The organism is Photorhabdus namnaonensis (genome assembly GCF_001684335.1).
GTDB lineage: Bacteria > Pseudomonadota > Gammaproteobacteria > Enterobacterales > Enterobacteriaceae > Photorhabdus > Photorhabdus namnaonensis.
In genome coordinates this window covers 62180-87385 of sequence record NZ_LOIC01000061.1, presented here as the reverse complement: position 1 = coordinate 87385, position 25206 = coordinate 62180, and the positions used below count along the sequence as shown (strand labels likewise).

7 protein-coding genes and 1 pseudogene are annotated in these 25206 nt (G+C 51.1%); all 8 read right to left on the bottom strand.

All coding sequences use genetic code 11. The features are described from left to right. Positions 1-60 precede the first annotated feature (60 nt). Complete coding sequence (locus tag Phpb_RS10525; RefSeq protein WP_240492514.1) at positions 61-669, bottom strand: hypothetical protein; 609 nt, start codon at positions 667-669, stop codon at positions 61-63. 636 nt (positions 670-1305) lie between these two features. Next, positions 1306-1683, bottom strand: coding sequence for a type VI secretion IcmF C-terminal domain-containing protein (locus Phpb_RS27665; protein ID WP_338046871.1), 378 nt, complete (start codon positions 1681-1683; stop codon positions 1306-1308). 10 nt (positions 1684-1693) lie between these two features. Continuing rightward, positions 1694-4228 carry an ImcF-related family protein gene (locus Phpb_RS10520; protein WP_338046870.1) on the bottom strand — a complete coding sequence of 845 codons (2535 nt, stop codon included), beginning with the start codon at positions 4226-4228 and terminating at the stop codon, positions 1694-1696. Then, the gene (locus tag Phpb_RS10515; RefSeq protein WP_065390290.1) at positions 4225-5328 is read right to left on the bottom strand and encodes a hypothetical protein; all 1104 of its coding nucleotides are present in this window, start codon (positions 5326-5328) and stop codon (positions 4225-4227) included. Before Phpb_RS10515 ends, Phpb_RS10520 begins: the two co-directional genes overlap by 4 nt. 81 nt (positions 5329-5409) lie before the next feature. Further along, entirely contained in the window at positions 5410-6480 is a 1071-nt protein-coding gene (locus tag Phpb_RS10510) for a hypothetical protein (protein WP_205634763.1), read from the bottom strand. Next, the gene (tssL, locus tag Phpb_RS10505) at positions 6477-7151 is read right to left on the bottom strand and encodes a type VI secretion system protein TssL, short form (RefSeq protein WP_065390289.1); all 675 of its coding nucleotides are present in this window, start codon (positions 7149-7151) and stop codon (positions 6477-6479) included. Before tssL ends, Phpb_RS10510 begins: the two co-directional genes overlap by 4 nt. A gap of 52 nt (positions 7152-7203) precedes the next feature. Further along, positions 7204-8346, bottom strand: a pseudogene (gene tssC / locus Phpb_RS23725) (type VI secretion system contractile sheath large subunit); the annotation flags it as partial. Positions 8347-9338: 992 nt separating this feature from the next. Continuing rightward, entirely contained in the window at positions 9339-24992 is a 15654-nt protein-coding gene (locus tag Phpb_RS10495) for a non-ribosomal peptide synthetase (protein ID WP_065390288.1), read from the bottom strand. Positions 24993-25206: the final 214 nt, after the last annotated feature.

Sequence of the window (25206 nt, the reverse complement as noted above, 5' to 3'; positions counted from 1 at the left end):
AGGGCATAATTTGCTACGATAGTGAATAAAACCAATCATCTTCTTTTTTTTACCTAACTTTCACCACCTATAGCCCATCACATGAATCGGATAGAGAAAATCATAACTATGGTCAACCTCGGCCTCGGTCAGCGGCTCTTCCCCCCACTCCGCATTCAGGTTCATATCAACCATACGTTGCCGAAGGGTTTTTTCCCCCTTCCCGGCCAGACAATATTCAAAGGCCAGACGCTCATCATCCAACACCGCTTGAAGCCAGGGCAGGAAAGTGCCATAGCTCATATGGGCTATCTCCCCCCAACCGCGCTGCTGGCAAGTTTGGAATTTATTCTTCTCAGTGTGATCAGGCGTGATATCCCCGGAATCATCAACTTCTGTATTACTAGGATCTAGTGTATCTTTCCTATAAGAGGCTCCTCTGCACATCCAAACTAAAACATCAAAACTTAATATCCTGTTTAGCCGCCAGACTGACTCCCCCTCTGTCGATTTCAAATTACTCCCCGTCACCCCCGGCAGGAAAATTACCGGGATCACTTTAGTTGCGTATTTCAAACACGTCGCCACCAGATTTTCTTCAATTCTGGCATTCGGCACGTTGTAATAAGGGAGGCCAAGCTCATCATATTCAGGGTGAATAAAAATCTCATTTTCCTTCGGTTCACTCATCATTGACTCCTCATCTTTTATTTGCAATTAACTGATTTCCACCCCAACTTACTTTTACCAAGGGCTTTTTCCATTCTGTACGTATGATCATCCGTTCGGATCAAAGATATTTACACCGGCCACCCACCTTTTCGCCATACATCAATGCATAAACAGAATGAGCGATTTCTGAATTTTCCTATCTTCTCGACGGGTGCTTATAAAAATCAACTCTTTTTTTCAAAAAATACGATTTTTAATGCACACCCCTTTTCACCACCGATATAACAGCATGCCAAACGGAATATTTAAACTTCATGACAATAACATGACATTTATTGACAAAACTAAACTGACATTGATTGCCATAAAATGAAGACGACCTGAATACGCTGTTATAATTATATCCCCATGATAACAATGCCTATTTCCATCTTATTCAATAAATTATATCCGCTTCAATCTTATCATTCCTTTTTAAATTTCATTTACCTCATCACTATAAAGAAGAATAATTCTCATTCCTGTAATACGAATAACAAGATATTTAATCACGTCAATAAAACCCCATAACAATATTCCTTCCTCACTGAGAAAAGTGTTATTAAGTTTTCACCTATATAGCCAAATATCCTTATTTACCCCCAATAGCCTGTATTATTCCGCCATTAGGTCATCGTCATTTTCCACTGATATTGTCGTATGACTACCCGGCTTTACCGCAAAGATATTTTTCGGTAATTTAAATCCGCGCAGTTTTAATAATGCCAGCGGCCCTTTCCCTAATTCTGTGCGCAAAATCCAGGTCAACGGTAATCCATCCGAGGCAGTAAATATCAGGCGGTAACGGCTTTCATCCAGCCTTTCCGCTTTCGCCCGCGCCAGCCAGCGGATCAGCCCCCAGTTCCCCTGATAATCACCGAACAACCGCGCCCCAGTGTTAACACTGGTCCACATCAGCGTCACCCCCGGTTCATCGGTCTCGCCCGGCCAGCGAAAACTCTGCCAGCTTTCCATCTGGTTAAAATAACGCAATTGCTGTCCATCAGCCCTGTGTATCGGTCAAATCGGTGCTTTTCCCTTCAAAGACCGTCTTAGCCAACGCATTCGCCATTGCCGGCGGGTCATCACTGTTGTTCATCTGTTGCAGTTTCAGCCGCACTTCGGTTACTCGCGTGAGAAAGGTTTGTAAATTCAGCGTGCTGTCGGTCTTCATTCCCCCGTCCGCCTGATGTTCTCCCATCAGCGCCAACAACGGCCCAAAGGTCTCGTTCATTGGCCCACGCACGCCAGCCGTCTGTTGGTCAATCACCTTAGGCGTTTTTTTATTCAGCAACGTTTTGGCGGATTTCACCAATGAATCCGATAATGTCGGCCCCTGTTGTCCGGTCTCCCCCTGATAGGCCAGCGTGTTCATCAACGCAATCAGCGGCGACTGACGCCTGTCCGCCATCAGGGTTAGCTGGTCGATAACATCCGACAGGCTCCGGGTTTTATGCCAGCGCAAACTGTTGAGAAAATCCTGCCACACGCCGGCAAAATCGGTGAAGTAACGGGCGGTCAAGCGGGCTTTCAGCTCTTCGGGTGATACCGCAGCCGAGACCGTCTGACGGTTATCACTCAGCACCCAGTCAATCGCCTCCTTACGTGACGCCACCGCCTCCGCTATCGCTTTTTGTATCCCGCCTTCCCATGCCTGACGGGTAAACATCCCCGGTATCACGCGGGAGGTGGTAAACAGCCGTTCAGCATCGGTGTCGCCGGTCATTTGGTTGAGTGTCAGGTCCGCGTAATTTTTCTCCACCGATTGCAACATCTGCTGATAGAGCGCTGATTCGGCATTGTGCTTACCGAGCTGGAGCAACAACAACTGACGCGCCTGTTTAACCAGCGCTTTGTCCGGCGTTATCCGCCATTCGGGATGCGCAGGCAGATTCTCCGCATAAAACTTCCACAAACCCCACGCCGTGTCCAGCCAAACGCCGGGGGCAATACCGGCCCGCTCAGGTTCATTTTCATTCAGTATCCGGGTTAAAAACACGGCATCCGCTTTTTCCGGCTGCGCCATCATCAGGTAGGCTTTCAACTGGTCGTGACCGGCTTGCGCCCACTTCGCCCGCAAAGGGCTGCCCGGCGGTAAATTCACTAATGCGCTCAGTTTCGCATGCAGTACCGCCGCCGCTCTGTCCCGTATCAGGCGGTTATTGACCTGCGCATAATAGGGCAGCACCGTCGTCAACAGTTTCTGATTCTGACTCAGACTAAAACGCTCATACCACGGCACACCATGTTCAGCCCGGTATTGCAGCCGGCCCACTTCGTTACGCAGCTCCTTTAAGGCCAGCAACTGAGCGTCGGAATTTTCCGGCTGAGTTTTGAGGTCCGTTACCGCCGCCTGCACCACAGCTATCTGGTCACGGTTGGTGAAGAAGGAGAGCGCCATGCCGGCGCCCCACAATAAGCCCAGCACTATCAGGCCACGACAGATGGTTTGTGTGCGGAGCATGCCAACCCGCTGGCCGTGGAAACGACGACTGCCCTCCAACACCCCCTGCCAGGCCGAGTCGGGCAGCCAGCCCTGCGGGACTCTGGTCGCCTGCGCTTTGAGCGGTAAGCTGAACATCAGACCGCGCAGCAAGACCACATCGCCATACTCCGCTAACCACAGCGTCAGGACCTGTTTCCAGTGAACAATCCCCTGTTGTTTCAAGTTCGCGGACAGACGACAGAGAAAATCGTGGGCCGTTTTCTCCAGCAATTGCTGCATGCCGCGCCGACGCAGCGGGTCAACCAATTCTTGTAACTGGGTCGCCACGATATCCGGGGTACAGCGTTCAGGAAAAAAGCAGCCGACGGCCTGAGTGATGCGCTCTTCCTGAGACCAGACACTGTGACACACCTGCCACAAGTAGACCGGAGCCTGCCAGCGTAACTGTCGGGCCTGTTTTTGCAACATCCGCAGGGCTTTGTCCATCCACGCCGGCTGTGCGCTTTGGTCTTCGGTCAGCGCCCAGACAATGCCATTAAGCGGCCGGTAACGGCGCAGGCGACGCAGCGCCATCAACTGGGCGGTATCCGGTTCAGCCTGCAAACTGCCGCCCCAGAGCAACAGCACGCGATAACCCTCCAGCCAGTGCGCGGTAGTCAGCCCCGGCGCGATGGCTTCCACTTGCTCCACTTCACCCACCACCAGTAAAATGCGGACTTTATACCACCAGAACCTCCCGTAACGGAGGCGCATGCGATCAGGCAAGTCTTTTATAGCGGAGACTGATTCAGGGAGTTCTGTCGCTACAGAAATTTTTTCGTTATTGCCATTGCCTTCGGCATCAAACTTACCCCACTTCAACCGGGCATTTCCCTTGCCACTGGCGGTCAGCCACATATTTATCAGCCAACCCACCATGACACACAATGCAGTTAGAAAACCACAAGCCATCAACATCGTGTGACAAAACAGAGGGTCCCAGCCAAACCACTGAGCAACCTGCTCCGGAAGCATCAATAATGCTCCTCCGAACCAAAGCAAGATGCCAAGAATGATCGTAAGAATAGAGACAAATAGAGAATGAAGTTTCATGAAAGATCCTGTTTATCTGAAAGTAAGGGCGTAGTGACACCCACCCAAAGTTGATCAGCGCTGGTTTTATGCGCATACAATTGTGCGGTCTGTTCTTGTCTGGCTTGCTCACTGGCACAAATCAAAGCTAACCAAGGCGCCGCGCATCCTGTATAGCCAAAGGATTTCTCCAGCAACCAACAGGTCTCCCCATCCTTAAGTAAAAGCCCTTGTTGTTCTATTGCCGCACTCCACACACTGTCAGTCGATGTTCCCCAACCGGTTAACCAACTATTACCTATGTTATCTGTCCTCTGCTTTGCCCAGAGCAATGCCCGTTCTATCGCTACAGAAGTCCGCACAACCGGCTCACAGTGTGGCCTGTGGATCATCGTCAACTCAGTTGAGATTTCCTCCGGGATGGGGTGATTAGCAAAAATCAGTGCCACAACAGCTTCTCCAGCAATATTTAGAGGGATATCCTGTACTTCTGCGGCGATAACGATCAAAACCGAAGGTGAAGCTGGTTTCATATCTAGCCAGTTATCCAAAACTGCCAGCCCTTGTCCCGGACAAGTCAATGTATTTGGGAGAAATATCTCCGGCATCATGACATCGGATTCACTCACATTGAGCTGGATAGAACAGTAGCGGCGCCAGCGGGAAGGCAGCGCTTCTAAGAACGGGAGCACATCGGCTAAAAGCAGCTCTCGCGCCGTCATGAAACGTTTGGCAGCAAATAATTCGTCAGAAAGCTGGGCATATTGGATCACCGAGTCTTGATCTTTTGATGTTACCGGTGACATCAACGCCTTTTTCTCTTGCAACGTACCCGGAAGTTTCGTGGCATCGTTGCCCGCAGGAGCAGACGCGTGAGTAAAAATCAATCGGGCACCGCGCTGTCCTCTACGAATTTCCTGCTCACGAATGGCCTGACATTCCCTGTCCCAACCATCGGCCCACACTTGTTGACATTTATAGCCGAGTCGTCGTATGCCAAAACAAAGCAACCAGAATGAAAACGGGAAAACGAAAAAGCAGTACCAGAACACACTGCCTGAACGTGTATCTTGCCAAAACCATAATGTCGTGATTGCGCCTGTCACCAGGCAAACGATCAAAAATATTAACCAGCGCAAGGTGACTGGACGTACCGGACATGGAGCTTTATCCGGAATAGCATCATGTTGTGGTCCACTAATTTAGGACACATTATTAGCCTTTTTCCAGAATTCCTCTTTCTCTACCGGGGTAGCGCCATTATTAAAGCGGTGAGGACGGCACTGATTGTAATAACCCATCAGCCATTGTGCCGTAGCCGTAGGCAACAGGCGCAATACGCTATCCGGGAATGGCAATGTCGCGGCATCATCATCGGCGCCCGATGTGACTACCGGATCGCCCGCCCGGTTCAGCGCTGTTTTGGTTTGTAACCACTGTTGCCAGACATGGCCGGTTAACCAATGCGGTAACGCCGGTACAAACTTCAAGACCATCGCCAGCGGCGGACAAGGTGATAAGCCCTCTTTCGGAGTCAGGCAGACGGGCAGTACATGCGCCTTCATCCAATCAGCCCAGCCAGTCAACTCAACCCCACGTGGAAAACGTGCCATCTGTTGCGCTAGCGTGCCCTGTTCCAACCAATCCGCGAGTGGTTGAAAAGAGGCGCCTTCGCGCCAGGCCGTTACGGTGGTCCATCCTGATTGCCACTCAAACCACGGTGAATCATCAGGTTGTCGGGATGGTCCGGCCAGGTAGCCCGCTAACAGTAAAGGCAACGGAATAGCACGTTGTCGACGCACTTGAGATAGCTGCCAGCGTAGTTCTCGCACCCAACCCGCCAACACGGCGGCGTCACGGTATTGCTGCGGGTTTATTACCGCCATCACACTTAACTGGCTGCCCCAAGAGGGCCGGGCAGCCAGCAAGCTCGCTACTCCATCAGACAGAGAAGTCCCCGACGGTAAGCACAACCAGTAGCCTTGTGGCGTCTGACGCAACAATTCATCACCAAACAGGCTGTCCTGAATATCGCTATATACCAACACGATCGGGAGGCGATCATTTTCAGGCGGCAGCATTGCTGACAGGCTGTTAAGGCGCTCCCGCTGTCGGGAACGCCCGCTATAAAACAGTCCCGCCAGCGTGCAGAGCAGGATGATGACTGCCCCCACCCACCGGCCCTCAGGTGATAAAGGCAACCAGACCAGACAGAGCAGCGACGCCAGCCCGGCTCCCCATCCCCATAACACCCGCCGCAATATGACACTCATCTCGCCAACCCCGGAAATAGTGTTGCCAGATAGTGACCTAATCCCCACTGGACACCGAGTAACACGATGACCATCACGGAGACCGTCGCGGCCAGTTGGCCGACTATGGAACTCGGACAGCGACGAGGCGATGACACATCGGTTAACGCCGGTGATTGTTGAGCCGTGCCGAAAGGGAGGACTTGTTGACGTAAGCGGTCCACCAGTTGTTCACGTATCAGTGAGGCATCCTCCTGACACTTTCCCTGAAATCCCAACAGCAATACGCGGTGAAAACAGGTCAATACTGTCCGATCAGGGGCCGGTTCATGCAGTACAGTACGCATCCGTTCATACAACTGGTCGCCGGCCTCGGCGGTATTAAAGAAATGCTCCTGCAATGATGTCGCCCGCCAGGCGGCATGTCCCTGTTCCGGCACCCGTTCCAGCACGGTTTCATCCAGCAGGGCGCAATGGGCGTAGCTGATATGATTAATCGCGGATTCACTGACATCAGCGTCACGCAACGCTTGCCGTGTCTGTTCTATCTCGCTGGTGCAGTGCTGCCACACCACATCCGCTTGTTCCACCCGTGCGCCCTGACAGAGTTCTGCCACCAACAAGTAGCTGTTCTGTAACAGAGCATCGATATCCGGTGGCGATTTTTTAATTAATAAATGTGATTTATTCATGTTCTCAATACCGCAAACAGTTCAAGCTGAATATCGCCCAGTACCCCGGGCACTCATCGGAAGGATCGGTCATCTCAGTCACCAAGCTGTTGATCCAGTTGTTCAGTTCAATTTCAAGCAAACGTCGATCTTTGGTGGTGCCGATGTTTTCTCGCTGAATCAGTTTCAAATAATGGGAAATGCGTGACAGCAGGAAGATATAGGGCAGACGCGCATTGATACGGCTGTTAGCCGTCGCTTCATCGGTGTCATACAACTCCGGTTTTTGCGCCGAGTTGGCGGAAAAGAAGCAAGCGTAATCCCGGTTTTTGTAGTACGAGAGCGGAATAAAACCCAGATTCGCGAATTCAAACTCGCGGGTTTCTGGAATCATCACTTCCGATGGAATTTTGACCTGATTACCGGTTCCCAGATCGTAAAGATGGATCGGCAAATCAGTCACCGCGCCCCCCGCTTTCGGACCGCGGATCTGGACGCACCAGCCATTACTGACAAAGCTTTTAACCATGTTTGCGGCAAAAGCAAAGGCGGCGTTGGTCCATAAATATTTGTTGTGATCCGGACCGATGACCTCTTCAACATAGTTAAAAGTCCGCACCGGTACGGTATCCGGGCCATAGGGCAAACGCCCTAGCACCCGGGGGAAAGTCAGGCCGATATAGCGAGCGTCGTCACTTTCGCGGAATGATTGCCACTTGATGTATTCGGCGCGGTCAAAGTAGTTGCCGATATCTTTAATCGCAGCCAGTTCAGCCCGTAATTCATCGCTTAGCGCTTGATCCTGGAGGATATGTTCCAGCTCCCGGCGAAAGGTGGCGTTGTCAAGCAGGTTAGATCTCAAATCGCGCAATAGATGGCGCATCGAAAGCAGGGCCCGCAGTTGCGGGATTTGGCGAGCGATTGGTTCAGGCTCGAAGTCTTTTATTTGCTGAAAAGTAAGGGCGATATTCTCCTCGCTACCATCGGCAGCCAGCGTATTTTCAACCGTCAAATTAACCGAAGGGCTAAATTCAGCCAGTACGCTATCAAAGTTATTTTTGTTGATAGCCACCTTTTTTCTTTCCGCTAGAGGACGATGTTCCTGCCCGTTGCTGTAATCTCCCATGACTAATAATTTCAGCGGCAGCTCAACTTTTTTCTGCGCACCTCCGGTATGCAAATCCAATTTGATATTAATACGCGATTTAGGGATCTCGTTTTGAAAACTATGTGTCATAAGTGACTCCTCAACAATAAAATAGAATGAGCGGCATGATGCTCATGCCACAACGCATTTCAGAAACAAAACCGGATTCAGATATTTCAAAGCAGGAACTAACCAAGCGGAAAATAAGAGAAAACCGACAACCCCCGCCTCAATAGATAAATGGATTTATCAGGCAGGCCATTTTCTGGGTAAGGGGATTTTGTAAATAGATTTATATAAAATCAAGTCATTTTTTATCGTAAAGCATTTTTTTTCATCACCGCCAGATATAAAACATCTTAACCAAGGGATTAAATAAACAATATATCAACGAAATCTAAACGAAATTGAATTTATTTTCATAAAAATTGAACTTATTTTAATAATATTAATCGCTAGATAGGTTATATTATTTACATAGGTAAAACCAATGATAAAATATTAAATTATATTTAATTTTCAATAAGTTAAGTTTAATAACAACAACCAAGACAATTTTCACCCTTACGGCGCAACAGGTAAAAAATTTAATGAAACAAGTAAAAAAAGCATGATCATCGACTTAAGTTAATGCGAATGAGAATAAATTCAGTCACGCAGACCAGAATAGTCTAGCACGATGAATTAATAACAACTGATATTACTCACACTTTCACAGAGAATCTTCTACTTTATAAGGATAGAAGCATGCCGAATTATTTTCAATCTAATAAGATTATAAGTAGTCAAATGACAGCAAATAATTCCCATTATATTCAACATTCAAGCGGTACGGGTGGTGGAAATATTTAATGGTGTAAGCGTTGTTTACCAGCGTAGGCAATGCTGAAAAATAGGATTTCTCCGCTAGCGCCAGATGTAGGTCTTCATAAAAAAATAAGGCACCGAAATGATTAACATTCGGTGCCTATATTCAGTAAGATTGTCCGGCTATTATGAAAACCTTTAACCGGACAAGTTATTTACTAATTACAACTTTTCACCGCACAATATCACCGGCATTACAGCGCCTCCGCTTCACAATTCATGGCCAACGCCATACTTAAGGTCTTAGCCAAAACAGTTTTATTTTCACTATCTTCCATCAGACTAAAATGATCCCCCGGAACCGAGGTTAACTGTAACGAAGAGTCAGGAACTATCTGTTCCCAACCTAACGATGGCTCCATCGTTACAGACTGTAGCGCAACATCGGTGACAAATGGGATCTGCGGATAAGATTCCATTGCATAGAATTGATGTAGCGTTATCGCCAGAGCTTTCGGCTGATAATCCTTGACCATTTGGACATAATTTCCCATCTGTACCCAACGTTTGGCAATTAAGTCAGGGCGCAGATTTGATGGGTATAATTCCAGCTCCTGCGCGGCCGCAATAAATTGCACTAAAGTCAGTTCATCCATTTTCTGATGCAACGCTTCAATCTCTTGAGGATACTCATCCACTGACTGCCTTGCCAATTCAGCAAGGAATTGAAGTTTAGGTTGATCGACTCGTGTCTTGAAACAGTGAGGAGCAGGCGTATCAATTAGCCCCAAGAAATTAACTGTCTCTCCGGCATGCAAAAGTTGTTGAGCAATGGCATAAGCCAGTATGCCGCCGGAAGAGTAGCCGTATATCCGATACGGGCCTTCTGGTCGCACTGCTTTCATAAAGGTGATCATTCTGGCGGCCAGCGCTTCAATGGTCGATACCTGTTCCTCATTGATAGACGGCCAAGGTAGCGCATAAATCGGGTAATCCGCCTGAATATGCTGCGCCAGCCCGAAAACATATGAGTAATCATCCATGCCGCTCGGTACGAAGAAGAGCGGCGGCTCGGTGCCATCCGGTCGTACCGGTATGGCGCTGATTTGCCACTGAGACAGCGGATCTGAGGTGATCTCCGCCACCAGTTCCTCTAGTACCGGGAATTGGAACAGATTATTTAGCGAGCAAATTAACCCCCGCTCCGCGGCCAGATTGATCATCCGCATGGCGAGCAGCGAGTGTCCACCGAGGGTAAAGAAATTGTCATGCCGACCAATCCGCTCAACCCCCAGTAATTCACGCCAAATAGCCGCCAAGGCGATCTCTGTTTCCCCTTGCGGCGCTTCATAGATCTGGCGAGCAAACGCGTTCTGATCAGGCGTTGGCAATGCCCGGTGATCCAACTTGCCGTTCGGAGTCAACGGAAAGGCGTCCAGACGCACAAACGCCGCCGGTACCATATAGTCAGGCAATAAAGCTCGTAAATGACGATGTAATTGGCCTGCCAGCCCGTTATCCTCTGGCGCCGCCACATAAGCCACCAGACGTTTATCCTGACCGTCGCCTAACGCCAATACTATCGCCTCTCGCACCGCAGGATACTCCGTCAACCGCGCTTCGATTTCACCCGGTTCAATACGGAAGCCACGAATTTTAATCTGCTGATCGTTACGCCCCACAAACACCAGATTGCCATCTGGCAAATAACGGGCCAAATCCCCAGTGCGGTACATGCGATCATCCGGTTCATCACTGAATGGATCTGCCAGAAAGCGTTCAGCTGTTAAATCAGGCTGGTTGAGATAGCCTCGCGCGACACCGACGCCGCCAATATACAATTCTCCCACTGCCCCAAACGGCACAAACTGGCCGTGATTATCCAAGAGATAAATACGACTATTCGCTGTCGGGCGTCCTATAGGGATCAGCACCTTCGTATAGTCTGGCGGGCAACGCCAACAGGTTGCACAGACGGTAATTTCTGTCGGGCCATAAGCATTAAACAGCGTTGCCCGACCACGTAGTGCCTGCGACAACGCCACACTGGGCGCTTCTCCGCCCAGTATTAAAGTGGGTTTTATCGCTATCGCCGGTAAATCGGCCCCATCCCGTAGCAGAGCCGGGGTTAAACAAGCGTGCGTTACCCGCCGCTCTTCCAGATAACGCCACAGGCGCAGCGGGTCCTGACGAACCATATCAACCGGAATGTCCAGTATCGCTCCCCCACACAGAGCCATCATGATTTCCCAGACACTGGCATCGAAGCCAAATGAGGCAAATTGCAATAGCCGACTATCCGTGCGAATGTCAAATTGGGTGATTTTCTCCCCAATCAGATTGACCAAGCCACCGTGTTCCACCATCACCCCCTTCGGCGTGCCGGTAGAACCAGATGTGTAAATCACATAGGCCAGATGTCGTGAAGTGAGTTCAGGAACTTGCGGGTTGTTATCCGGTTGATCAGGTAGGATCGTTGGATCAAGCACAGTTAATGCGGCAAGCGCCTGTTCGCCTAGCGCGGTACGGCCCGCGTTATCCGCCAGTACCACTGACGGCGCTGCATCCGTAAGCATATAAGCCAACCGATCACCCGGATAAGATGGGTCCAAAGGAACATAAGCGCCGCCCGCTTTCAGTACCGCCAGCAACGCGACCACTCTTGCCGGTGAACGCGTGACACAAATCGCCACCCGCTGATCAGGCTCTACCCCGAGTTCAATTAATTGATGAGCCAGTCGGTTTGCCAGCGCGTTCAATGCCCCATAGCTGAGGGTTTGTTCTTCGTATATCAATGCTGTAGCTTCAGGATTTCTCGCCACTTGTTGTTCAAACAGGTGATGAATGCACAACGGGTCGAAATAGGCCGTTTGCAAGCCATTGCCGATTTTTAGTAGCAGTTTCCTTTCGTCCGCCGGTAATACTTCCAACTGCCGAACCGGAGTTTCCGGGGCATGTTCAAGCGCGTCGACCAAACTTTCCAGCGCCTGTTGCATATAGCCACACACCCGTTCGGCATCAAACGGCTGGACGATTTGCGCAGTCAGCCCCAATGCCTCACCAAAATCTTCCACCGACAGTGTAAACGGATAGTTAGTCCGCTCCTGTGCACCAAGGAATTCGACGCCGCTCATGATTTCATTCGACGTCGACGACGACGCGTTGTGTCGATAGTTCAACAAGGTACTAAACAGCGGCGTTCCCCCTTGCACTCCGCTACAACGTTGAGCCAGCGCCAGTGATGCATATTCATGTTCTAGCAATCCCGCCAGCCGGTGATGTGCTACCTGTACGCTGTCTCGCACCGGGGTATCATCCATATCCAAACGGAGCGGCAAGGTATTGATAAACAGTCCCATGCCATTTTCAGCCCCTTCACCCGCCGCCATGCGTCCAAACAACACGGTGCCAAATACCACTTGCTTCTGTCCGCTGGTACGCGACAACACTTGTGCCCAAGCCAAGTGACACAGCGCCGCCAGACTGACATTCAACCGCCGAGCTTGACCACGCAAGCGATCATTTAATTCAGGGGTTAACATCCGGTGCGATTCGGTCATCTGCGAGCCATCATGGCGGACCTCCGCCAAGCCAAACGGTAATGTCGGTTCATCCACCTCGGACAACATTTCAGTAAAGAAACGGGTATGTTCCGCCTGACTCATCCCTAACCGGGATTGCGCCACCAGATTGCGGAATGGCGCCGGGGCAGGTAAGTCGCTTTCCTGCCCGTCAAGGTATGCCTGAACTTCATGACTCATTACATCCAACGCGGTATGGTCGCCAATCAAATGATGCATCAGTTGCAACACAATCCAGCGGCCATCACTCTCCTGTGCCACCACAAAGCGCAACAGCGGCGCCTGCCCCAAATCAAGGCGATATTGGCGTGGGTTAAAACGTTGCGCTAATTGTTCGCTGATCGGCCCGTCAGCCGGATCTAATATCAGTTCCGTCACCGACAATCGCACCTGACGGCAGACAACCTGTGCCGGCACGGATAATCCTTGCCAGATAAAGGCAGTCCGCAAGATGTCATGACGATTAATCACCTGCTGAACCGCCGCCAGATAACGATCTAACAGCTTCCGATCAGCAAAGGCCATTTGACCGGCCAACAGATAAGGATCGCCTTCGTCTGCCAGCAAATGGTGGAACAAGATCCCATCCTGTAACGGCGATAACGCATAGATATCCTGAATATTGGCTATCCCGCCCGGTACCTGTTCGACAATGTGATCAATTTCAGCTTGAGTAAGCTCAATCAGCGGTAACATTGCCGGCGTCAGCACCGTGGCAGCCGGTGTAATGACATTCGCCGGTACGCTTTCCGCCTGATTCAACCCCAATGTTTGCGCCAGTGCAGCCAATACCGGCGATTGGAACAGATCACGTACCGCCAACGTTAATCCCAAGTTACGCAGACGTTCAACCATGCGTACCGCGAGCAACGAATGGCCGCCCAAAGCAAAGAAGCTGTCGTACCGGCTGATCTGCTCAATACCCAATAATTCACGCCAGATATCAGCCAGTACGGTTTCGGTTTCTCCCTGCGGCGCGGCGTAAATCTGGCGGGCAAAGGCTTCCTCCCCCGGCGCGGGTAGCGCCCGGCGATCCAGCTTGCCGTTAGGCGTCAACGGAAAAGCCTCCAGTCGCACAAAAGCCGCCGGTATCATGTAATCAGGCAACAACTCGCTCAAGTGTTCACGCAAGCAGTTAACCAACCCGTCATCCTCTGCCGCCGCCACATAGGCAACCAGCCGTTTGTCCTGACCATCACCAAAGGCCAGTACTAACGCTTCACGCACAGCGGAATGCTCTGTCAACCGGGTTTCGATTTCCCCCGGCTCAATTCGGAAACCACGGATCTTAATCTGTTGGTCATTACGGCCAACGAACACCAAATTGCCATCCGGCAAATAGCGTGCCAGATCGCCGGTTCGATACATTCGGGCATCAGCCATTTCACTAAATGGGTCTGCAAGGAAACGTTCATCAGTCAATGCAGAACGATTGAGATAGCCACGCGCTACACCGACGCCACCAATATAGAGTTCACCTACGCCTCCCAACGGCACCGGCTGGCCGAGGGCATCCAACAGATAGATACGAGTGTTGGCTGTCGGGCGCCCAATAGGAATGAGTTCATCCCCACAGTTTGAGTAACTTGAATAGTTTGATAGGCAACGCCAGCTCGTGGCACAAACGGTGATTTCTGTCGGGCCATAAGCATTGAATACCGTTGCCTTGCCGCCCAGCGCCCTAAGCAACGCCGCACTGGGCGCTTCACCTCCCAATATTAATGTGGGTTTTATCGTTATCGCAGGCAAATCAGCTCCATCCCGCAACAGGGCCGGAGTCAGGCAGGCGTGTGTTACCCCATGCGCTTCCAGATAATGCCAGAGAAGATTGGGATCTTGACGAACAGTATCAACAGGAATATCCAGTGTGGCGCCACTGCATAACGTCATCATGATTTCCCAAACACTGGCATCAAAGCCAAATGAGGCAAATTGCAACATTCGGCTAGCAGGCAGAATGTCGAATCGGGCGATTTTATCCCAGATAAGATTAACCAAACCACGATGTTCAACCATCACCCCTTTTGGCGTGCCGGTCGAGCCGGAAGTGTAAATCACATACGCCAGATGACGGGCGGTCAATGTAGGCAGTTGTGGGTTGCTATCCGGTTGATCAGGTAATGAATTCGGATCAAGGAGAGTCTGCCTCGCAAGTATTTGCTCGCCTAAGGCTGAACGTCCAACGCTATCAGCCAATAAAATAATCGGTTCAGCATCAGTCAAAATATGAGCCAGACGTTCACCCGGATAGGCAGGGTCCAATGGCACGTAAGCGCCTCCCGCTTTTAACACCGCCAACAACCCCACTATCCGCGCCGGTGAGCTTGCTACGCAAATCGCCACCCGCTGATCCGGCGTCACACCCAGAGCAATAAGTTGGTGCGCCAATCGGTTAGCATCAGCGTTCAATTCCGCATAACTGAGAGACCGCTCTTCACACACCAGCGCCGTGGCATGTGGGGTTTTCTCCACCTGCTGTTCAAACAGTTGATGAATGCACAACTGCTCAGGATAGGCTGTTTCAGTGGCGTTCCAGGTTTTTAACAATAATATGCGTTCAGTCGCCGGCAGAATTTCTAACCGCTGTGCCGGCATGTCAGGCGTCTGCTCAAGGGCATCCGCCAGACTTTCCAATGCCTGTTGCATATAGCCGCATATCTGTTCTGGATCGAACGGTTGCACTACTTGCGCTGTCAGTCCCAGATCAGACCCCTCATCTTCTACCGACAAGACAAATGGATAGTTAGTCCGCTCCTGTGCGCCAAGAAATTCGACACCGTTCATGATCTCATTCGGCGTTACCGGCTGAGTATTATGGCGATAGTTCAACAGCGCATTGAAAAGCGGCGTTCCACTGGCTACGCTACTGCAACGTTGCGCCAGCGCCAGTGAAGCGTGTTCATGCTCCAACAATCCCGCCAGTCGGCTATGTGCTATGCGTACACTGTCCCGCACCGGGGTATGATCGATATCCAACCGCAACGGCAAGGTGTTAATAAATAGCCCCATGCCGCTATCAAATCCTTCACCCGCCTGCATACGTCCAAACAACACGGTGCCAAACACCACTTGTTGCTGACCACTGGTACGCGACAATACCTGTGCCCACGCCAAATGACACAGCGCCGCCACACTGACGCCCAACCTCCGCGCCTGACCACGCAAGCGATCGTTTAGTCCTGCCGGCAACATTCGGTGAGATTCCGTCACCTGTGAGCCATCATGATGTGCTTCCGCCAACCCAAATGGCAGCGTCGGTTCATCCACCTCAGCCAACATGTCGGTAAAGAAACGAGTATGCTCTGCCTGACTGACTCCCTGCCAAGCCTGCGCCACTAAATGACGGAACGGGACCGGCGCAGGCAGGCTGTCCATTCGCCCGTCGTCTATTCGCCCAGAGAGGAAGACCTGTACTTCGCTGTTCATCACCTCCAACGTGGTATGGTCGCCAATGAGATGATGCAGCAATTGCAATACAATCCAACGGCCATCGCTCTCCTGTGCTACAACGAAACGTAATAACGGTGCCTGATTCAGGTCAATACGGTGTCGGCGCGGGTCAAAACGTTGAGCCAGTTGGTCACTTATCGGCCCATCCGCTGGATCGAGCGTCAATTCCGTTACTGACAAAGGCGCCTGACGGCAAACTACCTGAGCCGGCGCAGATAATCCTTCCCAGATAAAAGCGGTACGCAAGATATCATGGCGGTCAACCACCTGTTGAACCGCCGCCAGATAACGGCCAAGTAAGGGCCGATCGGCAAAAGCCTGTTGAGTGATCAGTAGATAGGGATCACCTTCATTTGCCAATAAATGGTGAAATAAAATGCCATCCTGTAACGGTGACAAGGCATAAATATCCTGAATATTGGCAATTCCACCCGGTACTTGCTCAACAATGCGATCAATTTCAGTTTGAGTCAGATCAATCAGCGGTAACATGGCTGGCGTCAGCACCATCGTATCCGCGGTAATACCGTTATCAGGCACGCTAATTTCACGATGCTGCGCCAAAGATTGGGCCAATACACTTAATGTCGGATGCTGGAATAGCGTTTGCACTGATAGGCCCAACCCAATACGTCGTAAACGTTCAATCATTCTGACCGCCAACAGCGAGTGACCGCCCAAGGCAAAGAAACTGTCATGGCGACCAATCTGCTCAATGTTCAGTAATTCACGCCAGATAGCCGCTAACGCTATCTCAATTTCCCCTTGCGGCGCTTCATAGACCTGACGAGCAAAGGCATCCTCCCCCGGTGCGGGCAGTGCTCGGCGATCCAGCTTACCGTTAGGGGTCAGCGGAAAGGCATCCAAACGCACAAAAGCCGCCGGTACCATATAGTCAGGCAGAATATCACTCAGGTGTTCACGTAGTTTGGCTGCCAACTCCTCATCCACTTGCGCCGCCACATAAGCCACCAGACGCTTATCCTGTCCGTCACCTAACGCCAATACCAGCGCTTCACTTACCGCAGGGTGTTCAATCAGTTGTGCTTCAATTTCTCCCGGCTCAATGCGGAAACCACGGATTTTAACCTGTTGGTCATTACGGCCAACGAAGACCAGATTGCCATCCGGCAGGTAACGGGCTAAATCTCCTGTCCGGTACATTCGGGCATCCGTCTCATTACTAAACGGATCATTCAGGAAACGTTCAGCGGTCAATTCAGGGCGATTGAGATAACCACGCGCTACCCCAACGCCGCCGATATACAATTCTCCCACGGTGCCCAATGGGACCGGCTGGCGGTGTTCATCCAGCAGATAGAGACGTTTGTTGGCGGTCGGGCTGCCGATGGGAATGAGTCCCCCGGTATAATCTGGCGGGCAATCCCAAGTGGTCGCGCACACGGTGGTTTCCGTCGGCCCATAAGCGTTAAACACATCGGCCCGGCGGCACAGTGCCTGAAATAACGCGGGACTCGGCGCTTCTCCTGCAAATATTAATGTCGGTTTTATCGCTATCGCCGGTAAATCGGCGCCATCATGAAACATAGCCGGTGTCAAACAGGCATGGGTCACCGCTTGTTCTTCCAAATAATGCCAGAGGCGTTGTGGATCTTGCCGCACTGTTTCTGTAGGAATAACCAGCATGGCCCCACAGCTCAGCGCCATCATGATTTCCCAGACACTGGCATCGAAACCAAATGAAGCAAACTGCAACATTCGGCTGGCAGCGCAAAAATCAAACTGGGTAATTTGTGTCAGTGTTAAATTAACCACGCTACGATGTTCAATCATCACGCCTTTTGGTCTGCCGGTGGAACCGGAAGTGTAAATCACATAGGCCAGATGCTGTGGGGTCAATCCAGAGATTTGCGGGTTATTATCTGGCTGCTCCGGCAAGGTATTCGGATCGAGCGCCGTCAGCGTCGCCAACACGTCCTCACTTAGCGCTGCCCGCCCTGCATTATCCGCTATCAAAATAACCGGTGTCGCATCAGTGAGCATATAAGACAGACGTTCACCGGGATAGGCAGGATCTAACGGCACATAGGCTCCGCCCGCTTTCAGCACCGCCAACAACCCGATTATCCTCGCCAGTGAGCGTGTCACACAAATCGCCACCCGCTGATCCGGCGTTACACCTAAGGCGATAAGCTGATGGGCTAACCGATTGGCGCGGACATTCAGTTCCGCGTAACTGAGCGTCTGGTTTTCATAGATTACTGCTATGGCATCCGGGGTCTTTTCTGCCTGTTGTTCAAATAGCTGATGAACACACACCTGAGTAGGATACGGTTCTTCGGTCGCATTCAAATTCTCCAGCAACAACTCCCGTTCCGCGGATGACAAAATGTCGATAGCCATGACAGGTTGTTGAGGCTGGTTCACCATTGCCCGCAATATGGCCTGCAAATAACCCACCTGCCTTTCGATGGTTTCATGGTCGAACAGGGCCGAAGAGTAGTTCAGCTCTCCGACAATTTCGCCTGCTTTTTCCGTTAACTCCAGTTGCAGATCGAATTTCGCTATATCGTATTCCAACTCGAATGGCGTTACTGCTAATTCCGATAATTGCCATTCCTCTGTTTCATTCTCCTGCCAGGCAAACATTACCTGAAACAGTGGCGTATGCTCCGGTCTGCGCGGCGGTTGAACAATTTCTACCACCTGCTCGAAAGGCAGATCTTGATGCTCCTGCGCTCCCAGTGTCGTCTGTCGCACACGACGCAATAATGTGGCCACATCCGGCATGTCGGATAAATCGATACGCAACGCCAATGTGTTAACAAAGAAACCAAGCAGTGGTTCAATTTCCCGCAGATTGCGGTTAGCGCTTGGTATACCAATGACGACATCATCCTGCCCGGACAAGCGCGATAGCAATGCAGCCCAAGCGGTTAACAGTGTCATAAACAGTGTGGCGCCGTGCTGTTGTCCCAGATGTTTTAGCGCCTGTACCAGCGGAGCATCAATGCGCACCGCTACCCGACCGCCGGTAAACGATTGTTGGAAGGGTCGAGGTCTGTCTATCGGCAACTCAAGCAATACCGGTGCGTCTGCCAACGTCCGGCGCCAGTAATCACTCTGCGCCTTTACTCCTTCACCAGAAAATACCTGCCGCTGCCAAGCCGCATAATCAGGATATTGAATAGTCAATAGCGGCAACGGATCAGGCTGTTGATTTAGACAAGCCGCGTAAAGTGCAACCAGTTCTGATTCAAGTATCTTTAAAGACCAAGCATCGGAGATAATATGATGCTGAGTCAGTAAGAATATATGCTCTTCATCGGCCAGTTGGATCAGTGCGCAACGAATGAGGGTGCCACGAGCAAGATTAAACGGCGTTTTAGCTTCCTGTGCACACAAACGCTTAAATTGTTCGTTCACGTTAGATGCTTTACGCAAATCGTATTTTTTCACCGGTAGACCAAATTCCGCCGGTAACAGCTCAACCTGCGGCTGACCATCAACGGTGATAAAGACGGAACGTAGCGCCTCATGACGAGCAAACAGGCGATTCAGGGCTTGCTGCCAGGCACAAAGGTTTAGCCGACCACGTAAACGCAGGGCTGTCGGAACATGGTAGGTATCACTCACCCCCTCAAATTGCGCCAGAAACCACAGACGCTGTTGACCAAACGATAAGGGCAAGACACTATCACGGGATATTGGCCTAATTTCAGGCAATTTATCATTGCCCGCATGACGTTGCGCACAGATTTTCTCGGTAAACGCAGACAGTGATGGAAACATAAACAATGAGGCCAACGGCAGATCGGCACCGAAAGCAGCGATGCGGTTTACCATCCTCACCGCCAACAGGGAATGTCCGCCCAAGGCAAAAAAATTGTCATGTCGGCCGATCTGCCCAACGCCTAGCAATTCACGCCAGATAGCCGCCACTGCAATTTCCATTTCCCCTTGTGGCGCGACATAAATTTGACGGGCCAAGGCATCCTCCCCTGGAGCCGGTAATGCCCGATGATCCAACTTACCATTTGGCGTCAGCGGGAAAGCCGCCAAACGCACAAAGGCCGTGGGTACCATATAATCAGGCAATATAGCACTCAAATGGGTGTGCAAACTGGCCGCCAGTCCGCTATCCGCTTCGGCTACGATATAGGCGACTAAACGCTTATCCTGCCCATCCCCTAAAGCTACGACCCGAGCTTCGCGCACCATAGGATGTTCCGCCAATCGAGCTTCAATTTCACCCGGCTCAATACGGAAACCACGAATTTTAATCTGCTGGTCGTTACGGCCAACAAACAGCAGATTGCCGTCCGGCAAGTAGCGCGCCAAATCCCCGGACCGGTACATCCGGGCATCGGCAGCATCACTAAATGGGTCAGCCAGAAAACGTTCGTCGGTCAGATCAGGGCGATTGAGATAGCCACGGGCGACACCATCCCCACCAATATAGAGTTCCCCCACCGCGCCTAATGGAACTGGCTGGCCGTAGTTATCCAACAGATAAATACGCGTATTCGCCGTCGGGCGTCCGATGGGAACCAATAGATCAGTATAGTGTGACGGACAACGCCAACTGGCGGCACAGACGGTAATTTCTGTCGGGCCATAGGCATTAAATAGCGTTGCTTGATGACTTAACGCCCGCAGTAGCACTGGGCCAGGGGCCTCACCGCCCAATATCAATGTTGGTTTTATGGTTATCGTTGGCAAATCGCCCCCTTCTCGCAACAAAGCAGGGGTCAAACAGGCATGCGTCACCGATTGTTCTTCCAGATAATGCCAGAGACGACGCGGGTCTTGACGAACGGTTTCGTCAGGAATAATCAGGCTGGCTCCACTGCCTAACGCCATCATGATTTCCCAGACTCCAGCATCAAAGCCAAATGAAGCAAACTGTAACATCCGGCTAGCAGGGCGAATGTCAAATCGGCTGATTTTATCCCGGATAAGATTGACCAACCCACGATGTTCAATCATCACCCCTTTGGGCATGCCGGTCGATCCAGAAGTGTAAATCACGTAGGCCAGATGGCGAGAGGTCAATGAAAGAACCTGCGGATTGCTGTCCGGCTGGTCAGGTAAGATATTCGGGTCTAGTACCGTCAGCCCCGCAAGCGCTTGCTCACCCAATGCGGCCCGCCCGGTACTGTCCACCAGCACTATTGTTTTCAATCCCCTTGTCTTCAAACCCCTTGTTTTCAACCCCCTAGCCGGAGCTACATCGTTCAAGATATGCGACAATCGTTCTCCCGGATAAGCCGGATCCAACGGTACATAGGCCCCACCCGCTTTCAGCACCGCCAGCACCGCTATCACCCGCATCGGTGAGCTTGCCATACAAATCGCCACCGGTTGATCTGGCACGATACCCAAGGCAAGCAGTTGATGGGCAAGCCGGTTAGCGCCGGCATTCAGTTGTTCATAACTTAGCGTCTGATTTTCAGACACCAGTGCAGTGGCTTCTGGCGTTTTCTCTACCTGTTGTTCAATCAACTGATGGATACAGAGTTGTTCAGGATAAGGTGTTTCTGTCGCGTTCCAGGTTTCCAGTAATAATGTGCGTTCCGACGCAGGTAAAACGTTTAACATCCGTCCCGGCGTTTCCGGCGCGAGTTCAAGGGCATCCACCAGACTTTCCAGCGCCTGTTGCATATAACCGCATACCCGTTCTGAATCAAACGGTTGTACCACCTGTGCAGTCAGCCCCAATGTGGCGCCGCCATCCTCTACTGACAGGACAAACGGGTAGTTGGTCCGTTCCTGTTCGCCCAGAAATTCAATACCCGGCATCGTTTCATGCGGGATCATCGGTTGCTCATTATGCCGATAGTTCAACAGGGCACTAAAAAGCGGCGTGCCTCCCTGTACTCCACTGCAACGTTGAGCCAGCGCCAATGAAGCATGCTCATAATCCAGCAATCCAGCTAATCGGGTATGCGCCACCCTGACGCTATCCTGTAGCGGAGTATCATCGATATCCAACCGTAGTGGTAAGGTATTGATAAACAGCCCCATGCCGCTGTCAGCCCCTTCCCCCGCCGCCATGCGCCCAAACAGCACAGTGCCGAACACCACTTTCTCTTGTCCACTGGTACGCGACAACACCTGTGCCCAAGCCAGATGACACAGGGTTGCCAAACTGACACCCAGACGTCTCGCTTGAGCACGCAGGCGGTCATTCAGTGTGGGAGACAGCATCCGGTGCGCTTGTGTGACCTGAGAACCATCACGATGAACCTCGGTCAGCCCAAACGGTAATGTCGGTTCATCCACTTCTGCCAACATGTCGGTGAAAAATCGGTGATGCTCTGTCTGGTCAACCCCTTGCCGAGCCTGAGCCACCAGATTGCGGAATGGTACCGGCGCCGGTAGATTATCACCCTGTCCGTCAAGGCAGGCCCGAACTTCGCGGTTCATCACTTCCAGCGTGGTATGGTCACCAATCAGGTGATGTTGTAATTGCAATACGTACCAGCGACCATCGGTTTCCTGTGCTATCACAAAGCGCAACAACGGCGCCTGATTTAGATCGAAACGGTGTTGCCGCGGATCAAAACGTTGCGCCAGTTGGTCACTGACCGGCCCGTCAGTCGGGTTTAACTTCAATTCAGTCACTAACAACGGCGCCTGACGCCAAACCACCTGCGCCGGAATGGATAATCCTTGCCAGATAAACGCGGTACGCAAAATATCATGGCGGTCAACCACCTGTTGTACCGCAAATAAATAGCGGTCTAGCAAACCACGGTCAGCAAAGATCATTGGATAGGCCAGCAAGTAAGGATCACCCTCTTTCGCTAGCAGATGGTGAAACAAGATACCGTCCTGCAACGGTGACAACGCATAAATATCCTGAATATTGACCACTCCACCCGGTACCTGCTCGACGATGTGATCAATATCAGGTTGAGTCAAATCAATTAGCGGCAACATCGCTGGCGTCAATGCAGTGGTCGCCGGGGTAATGACATTCGGCCGCACTGCCATAATCTGATGCTGTCCCAATGTTTGGGCCAACTCCGCCAATATTGGCGATTGAAACAGATCGCGGGCAGCCAATGTCAGCCCTAAATGGCGTAGCTGTTCAATCATACGTATGCCGAGCAGTGAATGACCACCCAAGGCAAAGAAGCTGTCATATCGACTTATCTGTTCAATACCCAGTAACTCGCGCCAAATAGTCGCCAATGCAATTTCCCGCTCCCCTTGCGGTGCGGAGTAAACCTGACGAGCAAAGGCGTCTTCACCCGGTGTCGGCAATGCCCGGCGATCCAATTTGCCATTGGGAGTTAGCGGGAATTCATCCAGACGCACAAAGGCCACCGGCACCATATAATCAGGCAACCGCTCAGTTAAATGTTCACGCAAGTGAGTAGGCAATTCGTTATCCGACTCTGCCAGTACATAAGCAACTAACTGCTTGTTCTGCCCTTCGCCTAACGCCAATACCACCGCTTCACGTACTGTCGAATACTCCACCAAGCAGGCTTCAATTTCCCCCGGCTCAATCCTAAAGCCCCGAATTTTCACTTGTTGATCGTTGCGGCCAAGGAATTCGAGATTGCCATCCGGCAGATAACGGGCCAAATCGCCGGTCCGATACATCCGCGCATCCGGTACATCACTAAATGGATCAACCAAAAAACGTTCAGCGGTCAATTCAAGGCGATTGAGATAACCGCAGGCTACCCCGTCGCCTCCCACATAAATCTCGCCCACCCTTCCTAATGGCACCGGCTGGCCCTGCGCGTCCAGTAAGTAAACCCGCGTGTTGGCAATGGGTCGACCAATAGGGATATTGGTTGTTCCTGTGGCTAAAGCTTCAATCCGGTATGTGGTGGTAAAGGTAGTGCCCTCGGTCGGTCCATAGGCATTCAATAACTGCTGAGGCGGGTTGTTACGTAAAACTTGGGCAATCACATGAGGATCAAGGATATCGCCGCCGACAATTAAGCTTTTCAATTGTGGCGACACTGGGGACAACTCCGCCGCCAGCCGGTTAAACAGACCGACACTTAACCATAAGATATTAATTCGATAACGGTCTAATGCCTGTACAAATTCCTGTGGCGTCAACAAAGTCGTGTGGTCAATGACTACCAGCGCCCCACCATTGAGCAAAGGGGCCCAGACTTCAAAGGTGCTGGCATCGAATGCCGGGTTAGCCGCAAAGGCAACTCGGTCATTGGGTTCAATTTCAACATAGCTATTATTAATAACCAACCGGACCACAGCACGGTGAGGCACGATCACCCCTTTAGGGGTGCCAGTCGAGCCGGAGGTGTACATAATATACGCTGGCGCGGTACTGGCACAAAGTAAGTCAGGATTAAAACCCACCTCCTTGCTCACGTCTGTCTCATCAGAGAGATGAATTAGCGGAACATCCAGATCAGCCGGAATATCCACTTCTGCACTGGTGAGCAACAATTTAGCTAAACAATCGTTTATCAGCCAATTTTTTCTCTCGTTCGGCGCTCCGGGATCGATAGGGACATAAACCGCCCCCGCCTTGAGAATAGCCAATTGAGCCACCACCAATTCAATAGATCGCTCTAACAGGATTGCCACATGATCATTCGGGCCAACCCCTTGTTTAATCAGTTGATGAGTCAGTCGGTTAGCGCGAATATTCAATTCCGCATAACTCAGGGCCTTATCCCTTGCTATTAACGCTGTGGCTGTCGGGGTTTTCTCCACTTGTCGTTCAAACAACTGATGAATACCTAACTGGCCGGGATAGACGATTTCAGTGGCGTTCCAAGTTTTCAACAGCAGTGTGCGTTCAGCTTCTGACAACAAATTAAGTTTCTGAACAGATAGGTCATCACCAACCTTTTCTGACGGTACTTGTTCTAATCCAGCGTCAAAGATAATTTCCTTTTTAGCCATGCTATCTTTCATATACTTACTACCTCAACGAATCTGTTATACCCGTTGTCTTTCAAGTTGCCTCTTTGTTGGCCGCACTCACTCACCCCGGTCACATAGTTTCCTATGCTCCCGGGGATTCGCTCGCTTGCCGTCGCGACACATCTTGAAATCCATAGGGTATAGTTATTTGAAAACTGCCATTCTCAACAATCATCACAAATGTTTTGCCCTTCTTTCTTTCCTC